Annotated in this window: 26 protein-coding genes; 13 read left to right on the plus strand and 13 right to left on the minus strand. The window is 40.7% G+C overall.

Annotation, left to right across the window (positions count from 1 at the left end; all coding sequences use genetic code 11):
• The first annotated feature begins 104 nt into the window (after nucleotides 1-104).
• Together ATS74_RS00090 and ATS74_RS00095 are read left to right on the plus strand one after the other, a co-directional pair.
• Nucleotides 105-1,196, plus strand: a complete 1,092-nt coding sequence (locus tag ATS74_RS00090) for a capsular polysaccharide export protein, LipB/KpsS family (RefSeq protein ID WP_235591980.1) — start codon at nucleotides 105-107, stop codon at nucleotides 1,194-1,196.
• 2 nt (nucleotides 1,197-1,198) lie between these two features.
• The gene (locus tag ATS74_RS00095; protein WP_058546928.1) at nucleotides 1,199-2,041 is read left to right on the plus strand and encodes a sulfurtransferase; all 843 of its coding nucleotides are present in this window, start codon (nucleotides 1,199-1,201) and stop codon (nucleotides 2,039-2,041) included.
• Between the two features lie 49 nt (nucleotides 2,042-2,090).
• Here ATS74_RS00095 and ATS74_RS00100 read toward each other — a convergent pair whose 3' ends face one another.
• The gene (locus tag ATS74_RS00100; RefSeq protein WP_058546929.1) at nucleotides 2,091-2,450 is read right to left on the minus strand and encodes a DUF5522 domain-containing protein; all 360 of its coding nucleotides are present in this window, start codon (nucleotides 2,448-2,450) and stop codon (nucleotides 2,091-2,093) included.
• Between the two features lie 43 nt (nucleotides 2,451-2,493).
• Between ATS74_RS00100 and ATS74_RS00105 the strand changes: the two genes are divergently transcribed.
• Nucleotides 2,494-2,820 (plus strand): hypothetical protein, encoded by a 327-nt coding sequence (locus ATS74_RS00105; RefSeq protein WP_058546930.1) that lies wholly within the window; start codon nucleotides 2,494-2,496, stop codon nucleotides 2,818-2,820.
• Nucleotides 2,821-3,031: 211 nt separating this feature from the next.
• Here the strand turns inward: ATS74_RS00105 and ATS74_RS00110 are convergent, their stop codons facing one another.
• Nucleotides 3,032-4,000: a class 1 fructose-bisphosphatase gene (locus tag ATS74_RS00110; protein WP_058546931.1), complete on the minus strand. Its 969-nt coding sequence runs from the start codon at nucleotides 3,998-4,000 to the stop codon at nucleotides 3,032-3,034.
• Nucleotides 4,001-4,155: 155 nt separating this feature from the next.
• Between ATS74_RS00110 and ATS74_RS00115 the strand changes: the two genes are divergently transcribed.
• Nucleotides 4,156-6,585: a zinc-dependent metalloprotease gene (locus tag ATS74_RS00115; RefSeq protein WP_058546932.1), complete on the plus strand. Its 2,430-nt coding sequence runs from the start codon at nucleotides 4,156-4,158 to the stop codon at nucleotides 6,583-6,585.
• A gap of 252 nt (nucleotides 6,586-6,837) precedes the next feature.
• Nucleotides 6,838-7,611 carry a YggN family protein gene (locus tag ATS74_RS00120; protein ID WP_058546933.1) on the plus strand — a complete coding sequence of 258 codons (774 nt, stop codon included), beginning with the start codon at nucleotides 6,838-6,840 and terminating at the stop codon, nucleotides 7,609-7,611.
• Between the two features lie 179 nt (nucleotides 7,612-7,790).
• Here ATS74_RS00120 and rsuA read toward each other — a convergent pair whose 3' ends face one another.
• On the minus strand, nucleotides 7,791-8,489 hold the full coding sequence (rsuA, locus tag ATS74_RS00125; protein ID WP_058546934.1) for a 16S rRNA pseudouridine(516) synthase RsuA: 699 nt from the start codon (nucleotides 8,487-8,489) through the stop codon (nucleotides 7,791-7,793).
• Between the two features lie 59 nt (nucleotides 8,490-8,548).
• On the opposite strand from rsuA, the gene zapE reads away from it, so the two are divergent.
• On the plus strand, nucleotides 8,549-9,658 hold the full coding sequence (zapE, locus tag ATS74_RS00130) for a cell division protein ZapE (protein ID WP_058546935.1): 1,110 nt from the start codon (nucleotides 8,549-8,551) through the stop codon (nucleotides 9,656-9,658).
• 95 nt (nucleotides 9,659-9,753) lie between these two features.
• On the opposite strand, the gene ATS74_RS00135 is transcribed toward zapE, so the two are convergent.
• The 6 genes from ATS74_RS00135 to ATS74_RS00160 are packed head-to-tail and all read right to left on the minus strand — an operon-like array spanning nucleotide 9,754 to nucleotide 14,724.
• Complete coding sequence (locus ATS74_RS00135; protein WP_058547495.1) at nucleotides 9,754-11,166, minus strand: tetratricopeptide repeat protein; 1,413 nt, start codon at nucleotides 11,164-11,166, stop codon at nucleotides 9,754-9,756.
• 20 nt (nucleotides 11,167-11,186) lie between these two features.
• Nucleotides 11,187-11,843, minus strand: coding sequence for an energy transducer TonB (locus tag ATS74_RS00140; RefSeq protein WP_058546936.1), 657 nt, complete (start codon nucleotides 11,841-11,843; stop codon nucleotides 11,187-11,189).
• Between the two features lies 1 nt (nucleotide 11,844).
• Nucleotides 11,845-12,249 (minus strand): ExbD/TolR family protein, encoded by a 405-nt coding sequence (locus tag ATS74_RS00145; protein WP_058546937.1) that lies wholly within the window; start codon nucleotides 12,247-12,249, stop codon nucleotides 11,845-11,847.
• 9 nt (nucleotides 12,250-12,258) lie between these two features.
• Entirely contained in the window at nucleotides 12,259-12,633 is a 375-nt protein-coding gene (locus ATS74_RS00150; RefSeq protein ID WP_058546938.1) for a MotA/TolQ/ExbB proton channel family protein, read from the minus strand.
• Entirely contained in the window at nucleotides 12,626-13,951 is a 1,326-nt protein-coding gene (locus tag ATS74_RS00155) for a MotA/TolQ/ExbB proton channel family protein (protein WP_058546939.1), read from the minus strand. Before ATS74_RS00155 ends, ATS74_RS00150 begins: the two co-directional genes overlap by 8 nt.
• A complete protein-coding gene (locus tag ATS74_RS00160; RefSeq protein ID WP_058546940.1) occupies nucleotides 13,951-14,724 on the minus strand; it encodes a DUF3450 family protein in 774 nt (257 codons plus the stop codon). Before ATS74_RS00160 ends, ATS74_RS00155 begins: the two co-directional genes overlap by 1 nt.
• Nucleotides 14,725-15,057: 333 nt before the next feature.
• Between ATS74_RS00160 and ATS74_RS00165 the strand changes: the two genes are divergently transcribed.
• Both ATS74_RS00165 and ATS74_RS00170 read left to right on the plus strand, forming a co-directional pair.
• Nucleotides 15,058-17,238 (plus strand): TonB-dependent receptor, encoded by a 2,181-nt coding sequence (locus tag ATS74_RS00165; protein ID WP_058546941.1) that lies wholly within the window; start codon nucleotides 15,058-15,060, stop codon nucleotides 17,236-17,238.
• Nucleotides 17,239-17,327: 89 nt separating this feature from the next.
• Complete coding sequence (locus ATS74_RS00170) at nucleotides 17,328-18,008, plus strand: Fe2+-dependent dioxygenase (protein WP_058546942.1); 681 nt, start codon at nucleotides 17,328-17,330, stop codon at nucleotides 18,006-18,008.
• Between the two features lie 241 nt (nucleotides 18,009-18,249).
• On the opposite strand, the gene galE is transcribed toward ATS74_RS00170, so the two are convergent.
• Nucleotides 18,250-19,266: a UDP-glucose 4-epimerase GalE gene (gene galE, locus ATS74_RS00175; protein ID WP_058546943.1), complete on the minus strand. Its 1,017-nt coding sequence runs from the start codon at nucleotides 19,264-19,266 to the stop codon at nucleotides 18,250-18,252.
• Nucleotides 19,267-19,520: 254 nt separating this feature from the next.
• On the opposite strand from galE, the gene ATS74_RS00180 reads away from it, so the two are divergent.
• Nucleotides 19,521-20,012 (plus strand): DUF3016 domain-containing protein, encoded by a 492-nt coding sequence (locus ATS74_RS00180; protein WP_058546944.1) that lies wholly within the window; start codon nucleotides 19,521-19,523, stop codon nucleotides 20,010-20,012.
• Nucleotides 20,013-20,049: 37 nt separating this feature from the next.
• Here the strand turns inward: ATS74_RS00180 and ATS74_RS00185 are convergent, their stop codons facing one another.
• The gene (locus ATS74_RS00185) at nucleotides 20,050-20,340 is read right to left on the minus strand and encodes a hypothetical protein (protein WP_024031487.1); all 291 of its coding nucleotides are present in this window, start codon (nucleotides 20,338-20,340) and stop codon (nucleotides 20,050-20,052) included.
• An 81-nt stretch (nucleotides 20,341-20,421) separates the two neighbouring features.
• Here ATS74_RS00185 and ATS74_RS00190 point away from each other — a divergent pair, with 81 nt between their 5' ends.
• On the plus strand, nucleotides 20,422-20,631 hold the full coding sequence (locus tag ATS74_RS00190; protein WP_058546945.1) for a hypothetical protein: 210 nt from the start codon (nucleotides 20,422-20,424) through the stop codon (nucleotides 20,629-20,631).
• A gap of 297 nt (nucleotides 20,632-20,928) precedes the next feature.
• Here the strand turns inward: ATS74_RS00190 and epmB are convergent, their stop codons facing one another.
• A complete protein-coding gene (epmB, locus tag ATS74_RS00195; RefSeq protein WP_058546946.1) occupies nucleotides 20,929-21,954 on the minus strand; it encodes an EF-P beta-lysylation protein EpmB in 1,026 nt (341 codons plus the stop codon).
• Between the two features lie 41 nt (nucleotides 21,955-21,995).
• Between epmB and efp the strand changes: the two genes are divergently transcribed.
• Both efp and epmA read left to right on the plus strand, forming a co-directional pair.
• On the plus strand, nucleotides 21,996-22,562 hold the full coding sequence (gene efp / locus ATS74_RS00200) for an elongation factor P (RefSeq protein WP_058546947.1): 567 nt from the start codon (nucleotides 21,996-21,998) through the stop codon (nucleotides 22,560-22,562).
• 56 nt (nucleotides 22,563-22,618) lie between these two features.
• Nucleotides 22,619-23,593 carry an elongation factor P--(R)-beta-lysine ligase gene (gene epmA / locus ATS74_RS00205; RefSeq protein ID WP_058546948.1) on the plus strand — a complete coding sequence of 325 codons (975 nt, stop codon included), beginning with the start codon at nucleotides 22,619-22,621 and terminating at the stop codon, nucleotides 23,591-23,593.
• Between the two features lie 138 nt (nucleotides 23,594-23,731).
• On the opposite strand, the gene ATS74_RS00210 is transcribed toward epmA, so the two are convergent.
• Nucleotides 23,732-25,852 carry a TonB-dependent receptor gene (locus ATS74_RS00210; protein ID WP_058547496.1) on the minus strand — a complete coding sequence of 707 codons (2,121 nt, stop codon included), beginning with the start codon at nucleotides 25,850-25,852 and terminating at the stop codon, nucleotides 23,732-23,734.
• Nucleotides 25,853-25,954: 102 nt separating this feature from the next.
• Between ATS74_RS00210 and ATS74_RS00215 the strand changes: the two genes are divergently transcribed.
• The gene (locus ATS74_RS00215; RefSeq protein WP_058546949.1) at nucleotides 25,955-26,353 is read left to right on the plus strand and encodes an acyl-CoA thioesterase; all 399 of its coding nucleotides are present in this window, start codon (nucleotides 25,955-25,957) and stop codon (nucleotides 26,351-26,353) included.
• Nucleotides 26,354-26,424 lie beyond the last annotated feature (71 nt).

Below are 26,424 nucleotides of genomic sequence, written 5' to 3' on the forward strand. Positions count from 1 at the left end.
TATAAAAACAAAAATTGGCGCGCACGGCTTGTATGGCTTATCTATTTATATCCCGCAAAAATGTACATGCGAAGTACTATAAATCAGTAATCAAAAAATTGTCGATGGATTGCCAATTACATGTAATGGGAACACCTAAACTCTCAGCTATTAACTATTTAGGCAAGGCATTTGAAGTGGATTTTACTAAAGTAGTAAAGTCTCAGCTAAAGCGTAAAAAAGCTAGAAACCCTATATGGAACAATCCTCTGCTTGTTACAATTTATAGCTTTGGGCTCATTTTTTTTGAACGCCTACGCTATGCAAAATATTTGGCTTTATTCAACGAAGTAAAGCCTGAGTACCTAGTAATATGGAATGGTAACAAGCTACCTAATACAACTGTGGTTATGGCTGCTAAATCATTAGGTATAAAACAGTTTTACTATGAAAACGGATTACTGCCGGGCACGACTAGCCTTGATCCTAAAGGCATTAACTTTAATGCATCGCTAAGCCGTGATCCGCAGTTTTATTTAAATTTTGATCCAGAACAAAAACTGGCTTTTTCAGCCCCTGAATTAATCCCACGTGCTAATCATAAAAAACGTTGTGACTTTGAGTCTACGCAGCTACCTGAGCGCTTTATTTTTGCGCCATTTCAAGTCCCTCATGACACCCAGCTAGCAAGTTTCTCTCCTTGGATAGACTCCATGGAAATGTTTTATAATGAAGTTGTTGAGGCTGTGAAAAAGTTAAATGATCCTACTTTAAAAGTGGTGTTTAAAGAGCACCCTTCATGGCATAAGCATTATGAGTCACTTTATGAAAAAGATCCGATTGCTGTTTTTGCTAACGGCAATAAAACGTGCGACTTAATTGAGTGCGCACAGGCTGTAGTAACAATTAACTCAACCGTAGGTTTAGAAGCGCTTTTACTCAATAAGCGAGTACTTACGTTAGGCCAAGCTTGTTATAACATCGAAGGCTTAGTAAAGCATGCAGAAACAAGCGAAATGCTTGAAAATAATATAGCTGAAGTGATGCAAGGTTGGCAGCCTAATATGCTGTTACGAGATAAGTTTTTTAGTTACTTGAAACATGTTTATAGTGTAGCTGGCGTTTGGAAACACAAAGAACAAGAACATATTGCAGCAATTGAAGCTCGCTTTACTGGTAAAGATGAGTTTGCAAAATACACCTCCACTAATGAGTAACAATGAAAAACTTAATTACCTGCCAGCAGTTAAATGAACAACTTGATGATCCTGCATTAATTATTTTTGATGCAGGCATGTTGCGCCCCGGTGTTTTAGGGACTTATAAAGTAGATAAAGTACTGCCAGGTGCACAGCGTTTTGATATTAAAACCGAGCTTGCAGACACTACTAGTGCTATACCTAACACCCTATGCAGCAGTGAGCAGTTTACTCAAGTAATGCAAAAAGCAGGTGTAAATGATGATTCGTTTATAGTTGTTTATGAACAAGATGATTTATTTAGTGCTGCTAGAGCGTGGTGGATGCTAAAGGCTATGGGCTTTGATAATGTCAAAGTGCTCAGCGGTGGCTTAAAAAAATGGCTTAAATGCGGTTACAGCACCCAAAGCGCTTATCGTATTCCAACAAATAAAGGTAATTTTGTTGCTAATTTAACGCCGGGTTATTTTATTGAACAGCAGCAAGTGCTTCACAGTATAGATGATACAAGTACGTTAATGTTAGATGCACGTGCCTATAAGCGCTTTACGGGTGAAGACCCCGAGCCTAGAAAGGGAATGCGAAGCGGTCATATTCCTAATAGTTGCTCATTGGCGTTCACCGATTTATTAAATGAAGGTGAGCCTAAACCTATTGATGAACTCAAGGCTAAATTTAATGAAGTAGCCGGAGATACTCAGCAACTCCAATTTAGTTGTGGCTCAGGCATTACGGCCTGTGTGTTAGCACTACTTGCGGTAGAATGTGGATATAGCAATTTAAGTGTTTACGACGGTTCGTGGAGCGAATGGGGAGCAAGTGATTCACTGCCCATTGCAACGGGTAGTATTAAATTGCTGTAGATGCAATGCACGCCTTTATAAAAGGGTCGTTTGAATTAATCGGCTCTTTTTATTTTTTATAGCCATATGGGCAATTTTTACAACCATTTTTACAGCAAGTACCGCGTTTTAAAAAAAACCATTTACTGAATACCATGTAGCCATTTTGCATGGTGTAATCAAGCCCTTCTATTAAATTGTCATTACCCCTAAACTTTTTAGCAAAATCAATTTGAGCTTTAATTGGCAGAGTAAAAATATTTTCTAAATAAACGTTCATTTTTTTAAGTGTACAGCGAGTGCATAAACAACTTGTTGCACTGCCATCTAGCGGTAAAATAGCGGGTAACTGGTTACACCAACACGCGGTTATATCATTTACATTACAGTTAAGCGTTGTATTACATTGGCTGCAGTTTATTTGAGTCATTTTAGGTCTTATCAACAGTAGAGCAGCAAGAATAACAAATATTATGAATATACAAAAAGCATTGGCTGAATTTATTACATTTGGCGAGCAAAGAGATAGCGCCATTAGTGTGATTGTTTCAAGCTCTTCGAACAATCAAACCTATCTGTACACACTCACAAAACCTATACTAATTGACGTACTTACGCGTTGTTTAAATAAAGAAATTGATATTGACGATTTGGAGCTGTGGGCAAATGTGATTGAATCGCGAGATGATTTAAATTGCGCCGAGTTTGAAGGCGTGATTTATGCGCTAAGCAATAGCGAGCAAATGGGAGAGCTTAGCCACAAAAAGCTCGAACAATTACTGGCATTATTGAAGGACTAGATATTTAGGCTGACTCTCATTTTTAGATGCGAATCTACTGCGATTATATGTAACGAATAAATAAAAAAGCCGCATTTAAATTAAATGTGGCTTAGTATTTTTTGACAACTGACAACTGACAACTGACAACTGACAACTGACAACTGACAACTGACAACTGACAACTGACAACTGACAACTGACAACTGACAACTGACAACTGACAACGTGTTTACTTGTGATATCCCAAGCACGTTTCTACTTCGTTTTTAGAACCTAAAATAACCGCTACACGCTGGTGGATGGCATCTGGTTGTATATCCATAATGCGCTCGGTACCTGTTGAGGCTATTCCACCGGCTTGCTCTACAAGCATAGCCATTGGGTTTGCTTCGTAAAGTAAGCGTAATTTATTTGGTTTATTTGGATCTTTAGTATCTGTAGGGTAAGTAAATAAACCACCACGGCTAAGTACACGGTGCACGTCGCCCACCATGGCTGCAATCCAGCGCATATTAAAGTTTTTAGCGCGCGGGCCTGTATCGCCTTCTAACAAATCATTTATGTAGTTTTGCATAGCGCTCTGCCAATGGCGCTGGTTTGAGGTATTAATGGCAAATTCGTTGGTATCGGCAGGTATAGTGGCAAAGTCTTCTGTTAGTAAAAAACTACCTTGGGTTTTATCAAGGGTAAACATACGTGTGCCTTTACCTGTTGTAAGGGCAAGCATAGTTGATGGGCCGTAGAGTACATAGCCAGCTGCAACTTGCTTGTGGCCAGGCTGCATAAATATGCTTTGATCTGCAGCGTCTGAGCCTTCAGGCGCTTCCATAATCGAAAATATAGTACCAACCAGCGAGTTTATATCGGTGTTTGATGAGCCATCAAGTGGGTCAAATGCAACAATGTATTTAGCGTCTTGATTACCGGCAACAGTGTAATCTTCTTCTTCAGAGGCAATTGCTTTAACTGTGCCTGATTCCAGTAAAATATCTTTTAACAGCTGATTAGATAACACATCGAGCTTTTTTTGAGTTTCACCTTGAATGTTTTCATCAAGGGTTGAGCCTAACACGCCTGAAAGTGCACCTTGGCCAACACGAAACGAAATTTCTTTACATGCCGCTAAAATGGTTCTAATTAACGACAAAAGTTCTCTTGGGCAACCGTCTTCTAATAATACTGGAGGGAGTCTACGCATTTTATTTTCCTGATAACGTGTACTAATTAATCATAAATGTGAGAGAGATTAACTAAGTGCGCTGAATTTCGTCTTAAATAACTGTATTGTTTAAATAGCGCCCTATAATGGGACCACCTAATCATACTTAAAACGCCAATAACAAAGATAAGATTATGAAAAAAATACCACTAATAAGTTACATATTCTTTACTGTGCTGTGCTCTATCATAACTCAAGCGCACGCAGCAATTAAGTCAATTGATGAATTTACTACGCAAATGAATCACTTTCCGGGCTACTATTCGTTTTTTTACGATACCCAAAACGGCAAAGTTTATTTAAAAGTAGATAAGTTTGAACAACAATTTTTACTTCAGCAAAGCTTGCCATACGGGATTGGTTCGAACGATATTGGCCTAGATAGAGGCCAACTTGGAAATACTCACCTTGTACAGTTTGAACGTTTTGGCGATAAAGTAATGCTGCGCGCTGTAAATACTTACTACCGTGCTAATACTAGTAATAAAGCTGAGCAGCAAAGTATTAAAGAGGCGTTTGCATCAAGTATACTCGCAGGCTTTAAAGTGGTTGCACAAGATAATTCCACCGCACTGATTGACTACACGTCTTATTTATTAAGTGATGTACACGGTGTAAGCCGAAAGCTTGCTGCGCGTAAACAAGGTAACTTTAGCCTTGATGAATCGCGTAGCGCCGTTTACATGAAGCGTTCAAAAGCATTTTTAAAAAACACCGAGCTTGAAGCGGTACTCACCTTTAAGGGCACAAAGCCGGGTGAGTTTGTTCGCCAAGTAAGTGCCGACCCATACGCACTTACGGTGCATATGCATCATTCACTAATTAAATTACCAGACGATAACTACACGCCGCGCAAGTTTAACCCGCAATCTGGCTTTTGGAGTATTGAGCATAAAGATTACGCAGCCCCGCTTGGCGAGTCTATGTTTGTGCGCTATATACCGCGCCATCGCCTAGCTAAAAAAGATCCAAGCCTACCTATTAGTGAACCCGTAGAGCCTATTATTTACTACCTAGATCCAGGGGTTCCTGAGCCAGTTAAAAGCGCTTTATTAGAAGGTGGTAAATGGTGGAATGATGCATTTAGTGCTGCAGGGTACAAAAACGCATTTGTAGTAAAAGTATTACCAAGTAATGCAGACCCTATGGATATTCGTTATAACGTAATTCAGTGGGTACACCGCGCTACACGTGGTTGGTCATACGGAAGCTCTGTAATAGACCCTCGTACAGGTGAAATATTAAAAGGACATGTAACACTTGGTTCGCTGCGTGTACGCCAAGATATATTAATAGCCGAAGCACTGGCCGCCCCCTATTTAAAAGGTAATGAGGTCGCTAAAAATTTACAGGCTATGGCGCTTGACCGTATTCGCCAATTAAGTGCACACGAAATTGGCCACACGTTAGGGATTTCTCATAACTTTGCAGCATCAGTAGGTGATAGAGCCTCTGTTATGGACTACCCACACCCACTACTTAGTTTTAATGAACAAGGTAAGCTTGATGTAACGCGCGGCTACGCAAAAGGCATGGGCGCATGGGATACCCAAGTAATTAAATATGGCTACAGCGACTTTACCAATCAAGACGAAAGCGCTGAGCTTGCAGCAATATTAAAAGAGAATAAAGCTAAAGGCCTTGAGTTTATATCAGATAGCGACGCTCGTGCTAAAGGTGGTGCACACCCAACTGCCCATTTATGGGATAACGGTACCAATCCATCACAAGAGCTATTAAGAGTGCTCGACGTTCGTAAAAAAGCGCTTTCGCAGTTTGGAATAAATAACATTAAAACGGGTGATGCACTTTCGCAATTAGAAGAAAAACTAGTGCCGCTTTATTTATTTCACCGCTTTCAAGTAGAGGCTGCAGTTAAGTTAATTTCAGGCGTAAACTATGAGTACGAACTACGAGGTGATGTCCCCGTAAAAGGCGCGCAAGTTGTTTCAAAAGAGCAGCAGCAAGAAGCCGTTAACGCTATTTTAGCGACGCTTAAGCCTGCCAATTTATTACTACCAGAATCGGTACTTTCACTTATTCCACCAAAGGCATATGGCGAGTCTAAATCGCGCGAAAGCATAATAGGGCGTACGGGTTTAACTCTTGATGCTATGGCACTACCTGAAGTTGCCGTAGAGCATAGTTTATCGCTTTTATTAAATCCGCAACGCTTAAACCGGTTAGCGCAGCAACAAGCACGCAGTAACGATTTTTATAGCTTAGATAACATGCTAGAGCATTTATATAAGCAAATATTTAATGTTTCATCACCTAATACTATGGCGGGTAAAATTACTCAGCGTACTCAGTACTTAACGGCTAAAGCATTTGCTGATTTAGTTGCTAGCAATAATGTAAGCCCAGAGGTACAAGCACAGGTTCGCTATTATTTAGTTAAGCTTGGCGAAGATTTTAATCAAAACTCAATGCTGAGCCACACAAGTACTGGTGAAAGCGCGTTTAAGCAATTTTTAGCAGAGCAAATTAAGTTGTTTTTAATTAAAGGCGAATGGCCAAGCAATTTTAAAGCTTTACCAATTCCACCAGGTTCACCAATTTAATATAAAGTTTAGAAACTCAACTTTTTGAAAATTACAAAGTAAAGCACCGAGTATACGCATACTCGGTGTTTTACTATGTCCTGATAACTGATAACTGATAACTGATAACTGATAACTGATAACTGATAACTGATAACTGATAACTGATAACTGATAACTGATAACTGATAACTGATAACTTTACTTTTACTTGCATAAAGTTGGTTTTTTGTTAACCTACCCGCCTTCCATTTTAGTCTTTTTGAGGTGTTTATGGCGTTTCTATCTCGTTCGATATTGGCGTTGTCGATAGCACTTTCAAGCAGCACTGCATTTGCTCAGGCCCAATGTGATGTTGAGCTTCGTCATGGTTTAATTATTACTGATGATGTAATTCGTATACTTGATAAAGGCCAAACTCGTGTTCAAATTAACAATAATAATCAGCTGTTTATACGTGGTTATTGGGTTGATTTAAGCGATGACGAAAGTAAAGTACTCGAGCAATTTAGTAATGGTATTCGCCACACAGTTCCCGAATTAGTAAATCTTGCTACAGATGGTGTTAACTTAGGTTTAAGTGCTATTGAGCATGTAGTTGAGGGTATGTCTGATAAAGAGCCAGAGGTACTTAAAACACAACTTCAGTACGTAGAACGCGCATTAATGGATAAATTTAAGCGCGGAGATGACTTCTTTTTTATTGCCCCTCAATCTCTTTCTCAAATAGATGACTTTTTCACTAAAGAGATAAGCCAACAAATTCACTCCGCAGTACATGGATCGCTAGGTGCTATTTTAGTATCACTAGGTGATGCCTTTAAATCGCGCGAAGGTAATATAGAAGATCGTATTAACGATATGGGGCAGCGGATGGATATTATCTCAAAAGAGATTGATAAATCACTACAAAAAAAAGCGCATCAGTTAGAGCTTAAAGCCTCAGAATATTGTGAATGCTTAAATGCACTAGATGTAACCGAGTCACGCCTACAAGCAATTGTCCCTGGCATGGCTGATTACGATTTGGTGCAAATTAAATCGTAAGGGAGATCTATTTAAAGCTGTCAGTTGTCAGTTATTAGATATCAGTTATTAGATATCAGCTAACAGACATCAATTGACTGGTTTAATTACTGGACCAAAATCGACCGCTGACCGCTGACCGCTGACCGCTGACCGCTGACCGCTGACCGCTGACCGCTGACCGCTGACCGCTGACCGCTTTAAAGTTTAACTTCTTCGACAGTTAACTGGCGATACTCACCACTGGCTAGGTTTTCATCTAGTTTAATACCGGCAATTTGCTCACGGTGTAGCTCTACCACTTTGTTGTCTACAGCGGCTAACATGCGTTTTACTTGATGGTACTTACCTTCACAAATAGATAAACGTAGCCCAAAGTTAGCGAGCCTTTCTGCTTTTGCTGGGCGTGTTAAGTCTTTTTCGTTATGCAGTTGAACGCCTACTCGCAATTGCTCAAGCGACTCGTTGGTAATCGGTTCTTGAGTTTCTACTAGGTAGGTTTTAAATTTATTATTTTTTGGTGAAGTGATTTTATGAGACCAATCACCATCGTTGGTAATAATAACTAAACCTGTGGTGTCTATATCAAGTCGGCCTGCCACATGAAAGTCGGCCATATTAGGCTCATCAAGTAAGTCAAAAACCGTTCTGTGTAATTCATCACTATTTGCGCATACGTAACCCACGGGCTTATTTAACATGTAGTAACGTTTACCTAAAAATACGAGTTGTTCACCTTCAAACATTATTTCGTCTTGTTGCTTTACTTGAAAGTCGAATGCAGTAACTACTTCGCCATTTACAGTTGCAGCCTGGCGCTTAATTGCAGCGCGTGCTTTTGAGCGAGGAAGTTCTGCTAAATGGCTAACAAATTTATCTAAGCGGCAAGGGAATTTCATTTTTGTTCACATTTTTAGTCGGCTACAATGGGCGCGATTATAGCTGATAGTGAAATACCATGACAGTACACAGCCCACAAATATTAAGCCTTTATACAGCAAAGATAGAGGCGGGAGAACTGTGTGTTGACAGTGCCCAGCAAAATGCGGTTAACGCGTTAAATAACTTGGCTATACAACTGCAAGTTAATACAACTTGGTGGCAAAAAGCACCTTTAATTAAAGGGGTTTATTTACACGGGCCGGTAGGGCGCGGTAAATCTATGCTAATGGATTTATTTTATAAAAATCTACCGTCCACACAAAAACAAAGGCTGCATTTTCATCATTTTATGGCGCAAGTACATAGCCAACTTGCCCAGCTACAAGGGCAAAAAAATCCGCTTACGCTGATTGCCAAGCAGTGGGCTAAAAATATAAAAGTTCTGTGCTTTGATGAGTTTTTTGTTAGCGACATTGGCGATGCAATGATTATGGCTAGGTTATTTAACGCCTTGTTTGATTATGGTGTCGTGCTGGTGGCAACCTCTAATGTAGAGCCTACGCAGCTTTATTATAACGGCCTGCAGCGCGCACGATTTTTACCTACAATCGATTTAATTAACAGCCACTGCCACATAGTGAGTGTGGCCGGGCAGGAAGATCACCGCTTTAGATACGGTAAAAGCAACCGCCATTATTTTATTAATTTACCCAATGATGAGTTTAATAAACTGTTTACTAAGCAGTACCCTCAAGCGACTAAAAATCAAAGCTTACAGGTGCACTCGCGCCCTTTGCCGTATTTATTTAAAGCGAATAATGCGCTGATGATTGATTTTATGGCGCTCTGCTCTGGCCCTAGAAGCGCTCACGATTATATGTTTTTAGCCAAACAGTTTGATGTTTTGTATATAGCAAATGTGCCTAAAATGGGGGTAGGGGCTACGGGTAAGGTAATAGTGCATGGGATTGAAGATAGCTACCAACGAGAAAAACAAACGCTTGATGAGCACTATTTAGATGACGAAGCACGGCGTTTTATTGCATTGGTTGATGAGTTTTACGATTGCCACAAGCTGTTAGTAATTAATGCACAGGCGCAGATAGAAACGCTTTATGAAGGTAAAAAATTAAGTTTTGAATATGCGCGAACACAGTCGCGCATTGTCGAAATGCAAAATTGGTAGCACCTTTTTAATATTACATTGTAGGCGTTGAGCTTGCTCACGCGAGAAGCGCAGCTTCTAATTATTAAGCGATTTTAAAAACTGCGTTTTTATACTTAACCCTCTTGGCGAACTATGTTTTCCAGCGCGCGAATATTGGTTATTAAATCTTGGCGTTGTGGGTTTGCCTGATACGCCTTTTTAAGGTGCTTAAGCGCCTCTGGGTAATTTTTTGAATCAATCGCTATTTGTGATAAACCAAGCCAAGCCGAAAGCTGATACTTTGGCAGCGCTTGAGCGCGTACGTACATTAGCTTGGCTTGAGTAAGCTGGTTTTTATCGCGATAAATACTGGCAAGGCTTAGTAGAGCATCACCCAAGTTAGGGTTTATTTTAAGTGCATTATTTAAACTTTTAACCGCACGTTTACTGTTACCTTGCTGCATAGCTAGCTGGGCACTGTATACCGAAAACTGTGCTTGTTCTTCATTTGATAAGCGCTTTGTTAACCTTTTTGCGCTACGTATTAGCTCTTTTGCTAAATCCCACTGCTGCTGCGATACAAGCCAGCCAAGAGTTTGCATTGTGGTATTAATTACGTCGGTTTGCTGCGCTTTAGTGGCATGCTTTAAACCTTGTTTTAAAAGCGAAACAGCGCGCTTACTGCTGCCTTCACTTAAATGTAATTGTGCAGCTAGTAATTGGTTACTGGTATCTTTTGGGTTAAGTTTTAAAGCTACCTCAATGGCCGAAAGCGCCTGTTTATTATGCTCAAGCTGCAGGGCAATTTGCGCACGCTGCAACCAAAGTTCTGCGTTATCAGGTGTTTTATTTAATAACTCTTTTAATAATGCATTTGCTTGGCTTAAATCACCCGACTCAATTAAGGCAAACAATAGCCCTTGTTGATACTGCGCTGTTTCGGGTTCAAGCATAAGTGCTTGGCGGTATGCGGCCACGGCACTCCAAGGTTGACTATGTTGCACATGAATATAAGCAAGTTGCGCATAGCTTTGTGCGTCAGCTTGGCCAAGTTCAATACTATGCACCAAGTGAGTTTGCGCTTTAGTGTAATTTGCCTGCTGCATGTATAAAAGGCTTAAACCTTGGTGAGCCTTTACTAAATCGGGAGTGCTTTTTAAGCACGCTAAGTAGGCCGCCTCTGCGCTATTAAACTCTTTTAAAGTGAGCAAAACCTGCGCGCGTAATAAGTTAAGTGCTGTGCTATCGTTGTTTATATCACGGCTTTTAAAAAGGGCTGCTACCTCTTGGTATTTACCTTCTTGTAGTAATGGCTGTACTTGGCGAGCAAAGCCACGCTCTGTAGGCTCAATTAGCACCTCGGTTGGGCCTAACAGTTTATTATTTATAGCTAACTGCCAAGTAGGATCGCTAGGCGATAGCGTGACTTTAAGCGGTGCACTTACTTGGCTTGCATATGCATTAGTAATACCTAATAAAGGCAAAGAGCACATAACAGTAGTATAAAGGGTGCGAGTAAGTAATTTAGGCAGTTTAATTGCGTTCATATTTTTCATTTTGTTGGTGCTTAAGGTTTAAATTCTATTGGCCAAATAAAGCGAGCTCGTACTGTTTCGCCTTCTTTTTTTGGTGCGCTAAAACGGCTTTGCTTTATAATTTTATCAATGGCGGGTTTAAGCTCAGGGTAAGGGTTTTGTACAACCTCTATTAAGCTTACTCTACCGCTTTCGTCTATAAATACATCAAGCTTTACCGTAAATACATCGACACCTTGGCGAGTTAAACTTTTTGGTAAAACGGCCTTAACAGGGGTAAGTAGAGTTGGCAGGCCATCGAGCTGGTTTAAGCTAAAGGCATCCCAATTTACACTCATTGATTGCCATTGTGGCGCGTTAACTTTTACGCTTGGCGTATCGGGTTTTACAATGCTTAAATTGCTTTTAATTTTAACGTCTACTGCTTGTATTGATGCGCCTGCACCTTGCACTTTTAAGCTTTGCATTGGCTCGCTACTTTGCTGCTGCGATATTGAAGGCGGTGGTGGTGGAGGTAGGGCAACCATCGCTATTTCGCGCACAACTACTTTGTCTTGCATGTGGTGCTCAGCCATTTGCCCTAACCACAACAATAACAATGCTGCGCTAAGCACTATTAAACTAAGGCCAAACGCAAAAAGCGGATGGCGGTTATTTTTTGTTTTATTAGTTGAGCTAAACGTGTGCATATTATTGCTTGGTCGCTAAATTAACTTGCGAGGCGCCGGCAAGTTTTGCTTCGTCAATTACTTGCACTAATAGCTCTGTAGGTACTGTTTTATCTGCTTGAATAACCACAGGGCGTTGCTGCTGCTTTAGCATTTGCTCTACACTTGTGCGTACACCTGCTACGCCAATTTGGCTGCCATCAAAAAATACTTGTTGAGAGTCGGTTATTGCTAAAAATATAACTTGTTGCTCAAGACGACTGGCCGATACAGCTTGAGGTTTATCTACCTCAACGCCGCTTTCACGAACAAATACAGTGGTAACTATAAAAAATATAAGCAATATAAATACAACATCAAGCAGTGGCGACATATCAATATGCTGCTCAGCTTCTTGTTCTAGCTTGTGCTTTAAACGTGACTGCATGGCTTTACCCTAATTGTTTACTAATGCATGTAATTTAGGATTACGTTGCGAGTAGGCTAAATAAGCCTGCATTAACCACGCAGGTATGGCGCACACAAGGCCAAGCTGAGTGGTTAATAGTGCATCGCCTATGGCATCGCTCATTAGTTCGTTATGACCAAGCGCCATGACTTTAAAGGTATCAAGTAAACCAACAATTGTGCCCAGCAAGCCTAATAAAGGAAGCGCTGCGGTTAATATAGAACTAACTTCTTGCCAGTAGCCGTTTCGGTTTGCCTGATACTGCTTAAGGTGCAATAAATCATGAAAAGTCAGTTGGTAGACAACTAAAGCTAATAACAAAATACACCAACAAATAGGGTTGCTAACTATTTGCTCAAACATTATTTTCTCCTTGTTCTAGCTGGCTTAGTTGTAATGCAAAACCTTCGAGCTGGCTGTAATACGCTTTTGCTTTGCGCGATAGCAGTGCATTTAAAACTAGTGCCGGTATAGCAACAACTAAACCTAACTCGGTAGTAATAAGTGCTTGTGCAATACCGCCCGATACAACCTCCGGATCGCCCGATCCAAATAAGGTCATCATTTTAAAGGTTTCGATCATGCCGCTTACAGTACCTAATAAACCTAATAGGGGGGCTACGGCTGCTGTTACAGCTATAGCGCCTATAAAGTTATCAAGCTTGTGTTTATCGTGTATTAGCTGGTTAAACAATTGATCGTCTCGCACTTGGCCTTTTTCGCTTTGCAGCGTTAGGTTAAACAATTGCTGCTGCATGCCTGCAAACTCGCTGCTATTTTTACTTTTAAAGAGCGTTTGTAACTGCATTTGCGAGTGCATTTTAATTTTGCTTAAACGCAATAGTTGAGCCGCTTTAATTAGTGCAATAGTTAACGCAAAACAGGCAAATAAAATAATAGGAATAGCCCATAAACCGCCTTTTTCTAGGTGTTCTAAGGGGCTTTCTTGCTGAGCTTGGCTGGTTACTAAATGCGTTAAGCTCGGATCAAAGCTAAGTAATGTTTCGCCTACACCGTTTTGCTTTAGGGTGTTATCAAGCGGGTTATCGTCACTGCTTGATTGTACCAATGCTACTTTTAATACGTTTGATTCATCGTCTAAATTTAATAAACCCATTAGCTTAGGTGTTTGCGTACTAAACCAGGCAACAGGGCCTACTTGCAGTGTATTAGCTTGAGTAAGCTCGCCATTGTTAAGTACCACCGCTTGTTTTTTAAAGCGAGGGTAAAGCGCTTGCTCTTGGTCATTAATAAAGGAGACTACTTGGCTTAATAATTCGTTTTGATTATTACTTGTTTGCTCGTTATTCAAAGCTTTATTGCTATTTTGGCGAACAAATCGGCTAAGCAAGTTTAATTGGTACTGCTGTTGCTGCTGCCAGGAGTCTAACCGGGTTTGTAACTGGTTAAGGCTTAAAGTGTTTTCGTCAGCTAAACGGCGGTTAACAGCGGCTTGTTCGCGTAATTTACTTAGTGACTGCTGCTTGGTAAATATTTGCTTTGCTAGGCTCGCTTGTTCTTTGGCAATACTTTTTTGCGTACTACTTAAGCTGCGTTGTGCGGTTTTAATATCGTTTAGCACGCTTTGTTTGGCTTGCTCACTCGTTGCTGCTAACGCTAAATTGCAGCTAGTAAGTAAAAGAATGGCGCTAAATGCTTTAATTTTTTGGCAAAAAGTCATTATTTAGCTCCTTGCTGTGCGTTATTTTTATAACTTAGCATTGGAAGCGTTACCCAATCAGCAGCGCGCTTTTTTTGTTGCACTGCAATACCTAGCGCCACTTGCTCTGCGTTAATACTGTTATCAAACTCCCACTGCCAACCTAAGTCACTAGGAAAGCCAATACCTACATAACTTAAATCTTCACTAACAAACCATGCTTGTGCGGCGCCTAAATATAGCTGTTTAACCCATACTTCTTGGCCGTCGGGGTGCTTAATTGCCATTTCGTGAATTGAAATACGTTGCTGAAATTCATTTAGTAAGGTCAGCATCTTTAGCGCTGTTTGTAATTTATCAGTGGTGCTTAGTTGTGGGTCGGCTAAATCGCCTGCATTTTTCCAGCTGTTTAGTAGCGGAGGCGGCAGCTGTACTTGCAACGAAAGTAACTGCTGGCTGATTTGTTTTAATTGGCTGTTTAAATTTTGTTGATCTTTTTCAAGCTCGCCTTGCTGAGTAACGAGCTGTTCGCGCTTTTTGCTAAGATCGCTTGAATTTTTTTCGCGGTTTTTATTAAGAGTACTAAGTTGCTCTTGCTCAGCATTTAAAAGCGTTAGGGTTTGCTCCATACTGCTTTTTTGTTCAAGCCAATGTGTATTTAATTCACTAGTTTGGCTCTCTATTTTTAGCCATTTATCAACGAGTTGTTCTAATTCGCTAACGGTATCGGCTTTTACAGCCATGGTGCTACACAGTGCAACTACCGCAAATATTGGTTTAATTAAGCTTCGCATTACTTAACAACAATCCTGAAAGTTACGACAACAAGCAAATATACCAATTCACAATAAATTTAATCACTTTAAGAGGAGTGCCTAGCGCAGCTAGCCTTAGCTAAATGGTTTTTCAGCCTCAAAATAGCTTATTTAATAAAATGTATTGGCATTACTTGTTAAATTTTGAGTATGTATACAATATAGGAATTCACATAACAACACAACTGATAACAATTATCGTTTACATTATTTTATCTTGGTGGTAGGATTTTGCCCGAAATCACACATAGCACCTTTGAGTCAGACACTTTTTGCTTACTTAAAGGTAAAAAAAACAACCACGGAGTAAACATGAGTAAGCCATCGAATAAAGGAAATGCCTACGTAAAGCCAATTGCAGCGGTAGTCACTGCCACTCTTTCAACTTGGGCAAGTGCACAAGACGTACAAGAGCTGTCGGTAACTAAAGCAGAGACTAAAACTGAGTCTAGCTATGTTGTAGAAAAATCAACATCGTACAAATACACTCAGCCACTTTTAGATACTGCAAAAACTGTAACGGTAATTAACCAAGCAGTAATGAAAGACAGAAACGTAGATAGCCTACGTGATGCTTTACGTAACGTATCGGGTATTTCTTTAGCCGCTGGTGAAGGCGGCGCACCGACTGGCGATAGCATGTCTATTCGTGGCTTTAGCGCAACTAACGACATTTTTGTAGATGGCATTCGTGATGTAGCAGGCTACACGCGTGATATTTACAACATTGAAGCGGTTGAAGTGGCAAAAGGCCCAGGCTCAGCGGTTTCGGGCCGTGGTGCAACCGGTGGTAGTGTTAACCTAGAAAGCAAAAAAGCAAAGCTTGATAGCTTTAACGATGTATCACTTCGTTTAGGTACAGAAAACGATTACCGTGGTCGTTTCGATACTAATATTCAAGTAAACGAAACCAGCGCTTTACGCATTAATTTACTAACAGATAAAGGTGATGTTGCAGGGCGTGATTACGTTGAAAACGAAACAAATGCAGTCGCTGTAGCCTTTGCAACAGGCTTAGGTACTAATAGCCGCTTTGATTTAAATTTAGAATACCAACGCCAAGATAACTTACCAGATTACGGTATTGCATGGGTATACAGCGACACGCCAGTTGCTGAGCTTGCAGATAGCGCGCGTGGTCCTTCTCCAGTAGATTACGATAACTTTTACGGTAACATTTACCGTGATTACGAAGACATTGAAGCCTACTCAACAACTGCACGTTACGAGTATGATTTTTCTCAAAACACGATGCTACGTGTGCAAGGACGTTTAGGTGAAGTTAAACGTGAGTCAGTAACCACGGCACCGCGTTATTTCTCAATTACTACCGATACAGACATCACTTTTGCTGATGAAAAAACACGTGATACACAAAACTCACTTGCAGCAATACAGGTTGATTTAATTGGTAATTACGAGTTTGCAGGCTTTACTCACGATGTAGTAGTAGGTGTTGAACTAGCTAACGAAACATTTACTCGTCATGCACTTGTAGCAACTACGCCAGATAACCTAATTGAAGACGAAATACGTAACGACTTATACAACCCTGATGCAACAATTGAATTTACAGGTGTATATGGCCGTGATGGTACAAGCATTGAAGCAAAAGCTAAAAACCAAGCAATTTACGCATTTGATACAGTAACACTTAACAAGCAGTGGGAAGTAACCGGTGGGATTCGCTTTGATAGCTTTACAACCGATTACCACAATGACTACGATGACCCAAGTGCGCTAATTTCTACAAGTGATGATTTATTTAGCTGGAACGCAGCGGTAGTGTACAAACCAGCCGATAACGGTAGCATTTACGTAGGTGCAGGCAACTCATTTAACCCATCAGCTGAAGGGCTTACTGTATCTACACGCTCAAATGCAGCAGATTTAGATCCTGAAGAAAGCCGCAGCTACGAGTTAGGTACAAAATGGAGCCTAGTGGATGGCCGTTTGCAAACTAATGCAGCGCTTTTCCGCACTGAAAAAACCAATGCACGTACTGATGACCCATTTGCAGATAGCACGTCAGATGAGCTACTTGGCGGTGAGCAACGCGTACAAGGTTTAGAGCTTTCAGCAACAGGTTTAATTACTAAAGAGTGGACTGTAATTGCTTCATACACTTACCAAGATAGCGAAGTAACTAAAGCATTAGGCGACGATGCTTCACAGATTGGTAACGAGCTTGCACGAACGCCTAAAAATAGCGCAAGTGTTTGGACTACTTACGATATGTCGGATAAATTATCGTTTGGTTTAGGCGCTCAATATGTAGGTGAGCGTTACAATAGTACATCATCAACTCGCTCACGCGCACCGGGTTACACTATTTTTGATTTAATGGTTGCTTACGACGTATCTAAGGATCTTAGTTTACAACTAAATGGTGAAAACCTTGGCGACAAAGACTATGTTGATCAGCTAGGTGGCGGACACTACGTACCGGGTAATGGTCGTAAGTTTAGCCTAACAGCTAGCTACTCTTTTTAATTTTAAAATAAATTAAAAAGTATAAGTAAATATAAGGGCAGGCCTATTACCTGCCCTTAGTTATTTAATAAAAATGTGAGAGGGCGCGCATGCTAGTTAAAATTCCAGAGCTACTAACTAAAGAAGAGGTGGCTTATTGCCGCGATAAATTATTAGCGGCGCAGTGGGCCGATGGCAGTATTACTGCGGGGCATCAGTCAACCAAAGCAAAAAATAACTTACAACTGCCTGAAAATAGCCCAGAAGCACAAGAGCTGGGTGAAATTATTATGGGGGCATTAGCGCGCAGTAATTTATTTATGTCGGCAGCGCTGCCAGCAAAAATTTTTCCGCCGTTATTTAATTGCTATCAAGGTGGACAATCGTTTGGTGTGCATGTAGATAACGCAATTAGACAAGTACCTGGCACGCCTGTAAAAATTCGTACTGATGTATCTATGACTCTATTTTTTAATGAACCCGAAGATTACGATGGCGGCGAACTCGTTGTTGAAGATACCTACGGCTCTCACAGTGTAAAACTACCCGCAGGTAGCATGGTACTTTATCCATCGACGAGTTTGCACCGCGTTATGCCTGTAACTCGCGGGCGTAGGTTAGCCTCGTTCTTTTGGCTGCAAAGCATGGTAAACAGCGATGAAAAACGCGGATTATTATTTGATTTAGATATGTCGATTCAAAGCTTGCGCAGTAAAGTAGAAGACAGCCCAGAAATTATTCAATTAACAGGTGTGTACCATAACCTGTTAAGGCAATGGGCGCAGACATAAAAATATTTATTGTTAGATAGTAGATAGTAGATGTAAGTAATTAAAATCTTCGCTTTTCGCGTGAGCAAGATCTACGTCTACTGGCAAAGTTTAACATTGTGGTTTGATTAACTCGTAGGCGCACAACTTGTTGGCGCAACGCGCAAGGCGCGTAATGTATTAAAGATTAGAGTTTTGCTTTTTGCACGAAAAAGCCAGGCGCCTACAATACATTCATAAGGTACTGTAGGCGTGAAGGTTACTAGCCTTTATAACCATTTGGGTTATTTGACTGCCAGCGCCATGTATCTTCCATCATGGCATCAATTGCGCGTTCTGCTTCCCAACCAAGCTCATTAAGGGCTTTTTCAGGTGCGGCGTAACATGCAGCAATATCGCCAGGGCGGCGGGGTGATACTTGATAAGGCACTTCTTGGTTGCTTGCTTTAATAAATGCATTAACCATTTGCAGTACAGAGTAGCCATTTCCTGTGCCAAGGTTATATACAAGTGCACCTGTATTACTAGCAATTTTATCAAGGGCTTTTAAATGGCCAATAGCTAAATCTACCACGTGAATGTAGTCGCGCACGCCCGTGCCATCAACTGTGTCGTAGTCATCACCAAATACAGCGAGTTGCTTTAATTTACCTACTGCAACTTGAGCAATAAATGGCAGTAAGTTATTAGGAATACCGTTAGGGTCTTCGCCAATCAAGCCCGATTCATGTGCGCCAACAGGATTAAAGTAACGCAAAATAGCAAACGCAAAGCGCTCATCTGATTTAGCGATATCTTGTAGCATCATTTCAACCATTAGTTTTGACGTACCGTATGGGTTTGTTGTGCCACCCACAGGGAAGTCTTCTTTAATCGGTAAGCTTGCAGGGTCGCCGTAAACGGTAGCTGATGAGCTAAATACTAATTTAAACACGCCAGCATCACGCATTGCATCTACAAGCGTTAGCGTACCTTGTACGTTGTTTTGGTAGTATTCAACAGGTTTAGCTACCGACTCGCCAACTGACTTTAAACCGGCAAAATGAATAACGCTATCTATAGTGTGCTTGGCAAATATTGAGTCTAAAAACGCTTTATCAAGAATATCACCTTGATAAAAGGTTGCCTCTTTACCTGTAATTGTTTTAACGCGCTGTAGTGACTCTTTTGATGAGTTACTTAAATTATCAACAACAATTACGTCGCTGCCTTGCTCTAAAAGTTCTAAAACGGTGTGAGAGCCAATGTAGCCTGCGCCGCCTGTTACTAAAATTGTCATGAATGCTCCGTGGATACCTTTATCAATTAAGTTAATTTCACCATAAATTATGATGATTTACATGCTTTATCTGTAACTTTTATTATTCAAAGGGGGTCATATAGTTAGAGTGAATTACTTTAATTACATATAAAATAGTTTTAGTAACATGTTAAATATCGCATTAAGTTATAGTTAATCAATCACTGCTAAAATTATTAGTTATATTACTGGGCTTTGTCTAAATAATTAGTACAGCCCCTTGGGAGAATGTTATGAATTCAGTTAAAACAATCGCTATGGCAATGTGTATCGCATTACCTGCATTTGCGAATGCTGGAGAATCTGTTGTTAAATGGCAAGATTTTAAAGATTACCGCGATGTGCGCGCATCTAATCAAGCAAAATCGTCTTACCATAAACAAATTGCTACACAGTTTGAAAAGCATCTTTCTAAATTGGCCGAGCAACTTCCAAAAGAATATAAGCTAAGCGTAGAAATAACCGATATCGACTTAGCTGGCGATGTACGCTACGGCGGTATGGATGAAATACGTGTAGTAAAACCAATTTACTTTCCGCGCTTAAAGCTTAATTACTCGCTAACCGATAAAGAGGGTAGCGTAATAAGCGAAGCAAACGATGTAGAGCTTAAAGATATGGGCTTTATGGATAAAATTAAAATGGGTCGCGATGAGTCATTTTATTATGAGAAACGCTTAATTACAGAGTGGTTTGGCGAGCAAATATTACCAAATTTAGATTAAACAAAATGCCGCTAAATTGCGGCATTTGTTTTACGCTTTACTTAAACGTTGCTAACAGCGTAAGTAACTGCTGTAATTTAAGTACTGTTGTTTTAAGCTTTTCTTCATTAAAACCGTCAGTGCTTAAACTTTCTACATCGGCTGCTACATCAAGTACGTATGGCTTGAAGCGTTTAGCTTCAAAACTAAACCCGGCATCAGCTGGGAACAAGGCTTTAAATTTACCATGACCTTGTTGCTGTAGCTCATCTAGTTTTTTGTCGGCATCAAGTGCTTGGCGATAAACAATTTTTAAGTTAGCGTTGAGTTGTTCAATTATAGAATCCATGGATTTCCTAAAGCTATGTACTGCATTGCCGATATAGTACTTGGATTACATTAAAATGTCAGGTTGATTAAGGCTTATAACATGAATATATCAGGTGGAAACCTACCCGCTATGTCTAGCTCTGGCCAAGGTGGTGAAGTTTATACAGCAGCTTTATCTAAAAAGCAGCAGTTAGCTGATGGCGCAACAGCACTTGCACTTATAGAAGGTGCAGCACAATCAACAAGCGCGCAATCACCGGCTCAGTCGGTCACTGCAACGCTTGGCAATAATATAAACGTGTACGTTTAAACTAGGGCGTGTTGAACTTTGCGGATTGAAATTTGTTCAATCTAGGGGCGATTAAATCGCGGCGCGAGGTTTGAAACCTAGTGGGCTAAGTAAAAACCGAGTAAAGCTTCCGCGTCCTGCTCACGCCCCTTACCTACATCCATGTAGGCAACAAAGAGTTCATCGCCCCTAGGAAGAACCCGAAGGGCAGCGCATGTTTGGCATTTATGCTGCGTTATCGCCTATTTATGGGGAATAACCACACTACACAGGCTCAGCCTTGTCTAAAAGCCAAACATACTGCTGCAAATTCAACCATCAAAGGTTAACACGCCCTAACTTAAGGTCGATAGGTGTTTTGCTTTTTTGACCACCTATTTCTTTTACTAATTTTGGCACTAAAAATCCGGGCAGGGCTTTTAATAGCTCTGCCATTATTTTTATTGCTTGCTCTTCGTTAATATCAAAGTGGCTTGCGCCTTCAACTTTATCTAGCAAATACAAATAATAGGGTAATACGTCGGCATCAAATAACGCCTCGCTTAAATTTATCTGCGCATCAACGGTATCGTTCACATCTTTTAAAATAACCGCTTGGTTTAATAGCATAACACCTGCTTGCTTAAGCTTTTGCATGGCTGCTTTAAACTCGTCGTCTATTTCGTTGGCGTGATTTATATGGTTAATAAATACAATTTTTAGCGGTGATTGCTTTAGCCTCGCGCATAGCTCATCGGTAATACGCGCAGGTATAACGACAGGTAAACGGCTATGTATTCGCATACGTTTAATTTGTGGTAATTGCTCAAGCTCATCTAAAAACCAGCTAATGGCATCGTCTTTGGCCATAAGTGGGTCGCCACCACTTAAAATCACTTCGTTTATGTTGGTATCTGATTTTATATAACTCAGTGCATCAAGGAGGCTTCTTTTATTGAGTTGGTTCTCTTGATACGGAAAGTGGCGCCTAAAGCAGTAGCGGCAATTTACCGCACAGCCAGTTTTAAACATAATTAAAACACGCGATTTATACTTATGTAAAAGCCCTGGTTGGGAGTTCTCTTGCTCAAGTAGTGGGTCTTTATTAAAACCGGATTTAGTCAAAAATTCTTGGTGGCGCGGCATAACTTGTAGCAATAAGGGATCGTTTGCATCACCTTTGCGTATTTTTTTTATAAAAGGGACTGGCACGCGCACCGCGAATAAACTGCGAGCTTTTAGGTCGTTTTCATGGGCTTGGCTCGATAAACCGACCATTTCAAGCAAGGTTTTTGGGCAGGTAACTACATTTGCTAATTCTTTTTGCCAGTTTTTATGCAAATTTGCTTCATTTCTTTGTATCATTGGCACGTAGATTACTCGAAAAAATATAAATAGAGGAAACGATGGCGAATTATAGCACCAACGAGTTCAAGGGCGGCCTAAAAATTATGATGGACGGCGAACCTTGCAGTATCTTAGAAAATGAAATGGTAAAACCTGGTAAAGGCCAAGCGTTTAACCGTGTTCGTATCCGTAAACTTATCTCTGGTAAGGTGCTTGAAAAAACCTTTAAATCGGGTGAATCAGTTGAAGGCGCCGATGTAATGGATACCGACTTAGCGTACCTATACACAGACGGTGAGTTTTGGCATTTCATGAACAACGAAACATTTGAGCAAATTGCTGCTGACGAAAAAGCACTAGGCGATGCTGTTAAATGGTTAGTTGAAAACGATGTATGTACAATTACATTATGGAACGGCAGCCCAATTGCGGTTACTCCACCTAACTTTGTTGAGCTTGAGATCACTGAAACTGATCCAGGCCTTAAAGGTGATACAGCGGGCACAGGTGGTAAACCTGCAACGCTTACAACAGGTGCAGTAGTACGTGTTCCATTATTCGTACAAATTGGCGAAGTTATTAAAGTAGACACTCGTAGCGGTGAATACGTAGGCCGTGTTAAGTAAGCTTTAACATTGTTTATAAAATCCCAGCTTAAGCTGGGATTTTTTTTGGAGAAAATATGTCAGCAACACTTTGGGCCCCAAGCGCAAGCATAGAAACACTTAAACGGCGCGCGGCAATATTACGTACTATTCGTGAGTTTTTTTATACGCGTAATGTAATGGAAGTAGAAACACCTAGCTTAAGCGGTGCAAGCGTAACCGATGTGCATTTAGCAAGTTTTAGTACTACTTTTGTAGGCCCAGGCCACGCGGGTGGCTTGCCGCTTTATTTGCAAACATCGCCTGAATTTGCAATGAAACGTTTATTAGCAGCAGGCTCAGGGCCAATATTTCAGCTTTGTAAGGCCTTTAGAAACGAGGAAGCCGGTAGCCACCATAACCCTGAGTTTACTATGCTTGAATGGTACCGCCCTGGGTTTGATGAGTTTGCACTTATGGATGAAATGGATGAGCTAATGCAGCTTATTTTACATGTAACGCCTGCTGAGCGACTGACTTACCAACAAGCGTTTGAGCAAGTGTTAGCGCTTGACCCATTAACTGCTACGCTTACGCAATTACAAGCACTTGCCAGCGAACACGGCTTTGCTGATATAGCCAATAACGAAACAAATAAAGACACCTTATTGCAGCTGTTATTTTGTATGAAAGTAGAGCCAACCATTGGGCAAACTAAACCGTGTTTTGTATATCACTTTCCGGCAACCCAAGCGGCATTGGCGCAAATTTGTGAACACGATAACCGAGTAGCAGGGCGCTTTGAGCTTTATTATAAAAATATTGAATTAGCGAACGGCTTTAATGAGTTAACTAATGCTAAAGAGCAGGCAAAACGCTTTGATGAAGATAACGCTTATCGCGCAGAGAATGGCTTAAACCACGTGCCTATGGATAAGCGTTTAATAGCCGCACTTGAGCACGGACTGCCAAAGTGTGCAGGCGTTGCAATGGGAATAGATAGGCTAGTAATGCTTGCAACGGATAAAGATAAAATTAAAGACGTAATCGCGTTTGATGTAGATAGGGCTTAGAAAAGTTATTGGTTTTCAGATAAAAAAACACCGCGCTTTAATTAAACGCGGTGTTTTCTAATCTTTACCTGACAACTGACAACTGACAACTGACAACTGACAACTGACAACTGACAACTGACAACTGACAACTTAATTTTAAAGCTCTAGCGTAAACGTTACACCCGCTACGCGAGGTTCGCCTAACTGTACGTAGGTATGTGTTTCGTAACCATCAAGTGGATCGTTACCAAACTCAAAGCCGCGTGTTGGTACTGTTTGGTCAAATACGTTACGGGCCCATGCGCGTACTGCCCACATATCGGCTTCGTAGCCAAAACTTAGGTTAACTAAATTGCTGTTTGGCGCCTGTGAGTTATGACTATCTGAGAAGTAGTAATCGTCTTTACCTTCTACCCCAATCATACCGTAAAGCTCATTTGTAAAGTTGTAACGAGCAGTAAACGCATACTGGTATTTAGGTGACTGTGCTTGCTCACGACCGTCTTGATTTAAAGGGGCTTGATAGATATTAGATCTAGCAACAAAATCGTCTATTTCTGTATTTAAGTAACCAGCACTACCTGTTAAAAACAGGTTATCGGTTAGTTGGTAGCTTCCCTCAACTTCTAGTCCGTAGTTGCTGCCAGAACTTGCGTTATCAACATAGCTGGTAAATTGTTGATCTTCTATTAACCATCCTTTTAACTGCATGTTGTCACGATGCATGTAAAATGTGGCTAAGCGAAGTGTAAATTTGTCATCAAGCGATGAGCCTTTAACGCCGAATTCGCCGCTCCATAAATATTCAGGATCGAAACTGGTGTGCTGCTGGAGAAAATCAGCGCTTAGGTTTAAGCCTTCATCTTTGGCTTTAGCAAGCGCTTCTGAGTTAATACCGCCAGCTTTGTAGCCACGGGTAATGCTTGCGTAGATCATGGTGCGGTCAATTACCTGATATTCTAGCGCAATTTTACCACCGACCATTACGTCGTCAGTATCTTCTATAAAGCCATTACTATCGGTGTAGTCACCTTGGTATTGCTCTACACGTAAACCAGTAATTAATGTGGTTTTTGGACCAATCGATGTCGCTACTTGGCCATAAATCGCAGCATTACTTACTTCATATCGAGAATTAAAGGTTTGGTATTCAGAAAATTTTCTACGTTGACGATCAAGGTCTACATCACGCACTTGGTAATATGCCCCCAAGACCCAATTTTTTAATTTTCCACTGAGCTGTAATTCAGCTGCTCTATCATCACGATCGCGATAGTAAGCGTCTTCATAGCTGTATCCATCTGGATGTAAGCCTGCAGCACATAATTGTGGCTCGCTCGGATCGTTACATACCCAGTCTTCATCAAAGCTGTAAAGTAGCTCTGTATCAATGGCTGATAGGTTTAAATTTACGTCAAAGGCGTCAAAACCTGTGTAGGTATTATTAATCCCAATGGCGTAGCTTTGTTGATTATCTTGGCCTGGCTCGTCTGCTACACTATTACGGCTGTTATCGAGCGTGAACGCATCGTAACCGTTGTTTATATCAATGTAATGTAGGTTTAACTCAGTGTTTAAATGCTCAGTAAGTTGGCTGTTTAATTTAAAGCGGGCTACTTGCTCATCTTGTTGTTGAGTTTCGTCGTTTAAATATAGGTTATCTACATAGCCGTCTGATTTTCTACGAAAGTAGCTTACGCGTGCGCTTGTATCATCAGTTAAGCCTGTACTTGCTGCAAGACCTGCTTCGCGTGAGTTGTATGTGCCCATACCCACTTGTAATTTTAAACTAGGATCGGCGGTGGCTTGTGCTGATTCCATTTGGATCATGCCGGCCATACCATCTGCACCAAAACGAGTGCCTTGCGGGCCGCGGTAAATTTCTACTTGGTCAATATCAAATAATAATGAGCTACCACCAAGGCCTGAGTAGTTAATGCCGTCAATAACTAAACCCACAGATGGGTTAATTGGATCTACAAATTGTGAGCGAAGTCCCACACCACGAATTTGAATATAACGACCGCGAGAAGCACCTGAAGTAAAGTTTACGTTTGCAGTGCTACCTAACATTTCGTCTAAGTAACTTGCGCCACGCTGGTTAATTTCAGACTCGCTGAATAGGCTTGCACTGGCGCTTAGCGTTTGAATGCTTTCACGTTGAAAGTCGCCAGTTACAACGATTCTTTCAAGGTCGCTGTCATCAGCGTGAGCTACAAGTGGTGCACTGATTAGCGGTAAAAGTGCGGCAGTAATTAAAGACAAACGTAAGTTCATTGGGTTACTTAACTCCATTTTAGGGACTTCTATGGTAGCAATTATTTCAACACATGTGCTATAAACGCGGCAATTATACGTTAAATAATTAGGATTACTAATATGACCTTTAAAGTTGACTTTAAAGTGCGTGATTATGAATGTGACTTACAGGGTATTGTAAATAACAGTGTTTACTTTAATTATTTAGAGCACGCGCGCCACGAGTTTTTATACGCTAAAGGTGTTGATTTTGCTCAATTGGCAAAAGATAAAATTAACCTTGTAGTGATACGTAGCGAAATGGATTACAAACACTCTTTAATACCGAGTGATGAGTTTTACGTGGCTGTAGAGCCAGTACGCATTAGTCGTTTAAAATTTGCGTTTAAGCAAACAGTGGTGCGCAAGCGTGATGAAAAAGTAATGCTTAACGCGCTTGTAACTGGTACTTCGGTTAACGAAAAAGGCCGACCATTTTTACCGCCTGAAATAGATAACCTATTTAAAACCGAGATCTAAATTAAGCTGTTTAACTTTTAAACTATCATAGAACAAAAATTTACATTTAAAACATGCATTTTTAACGGATA

This window comes from Pseudoalteromonas sp. H103 (genome assembly GCF_001469205.1).
GTDB lineage: Bacteria > Pseudomonadota > Gammaproteobacteria > Enterobacterales > Alteromonadaceae > Pseudoalteromonas > Pseudoalteromonas carrageenovora.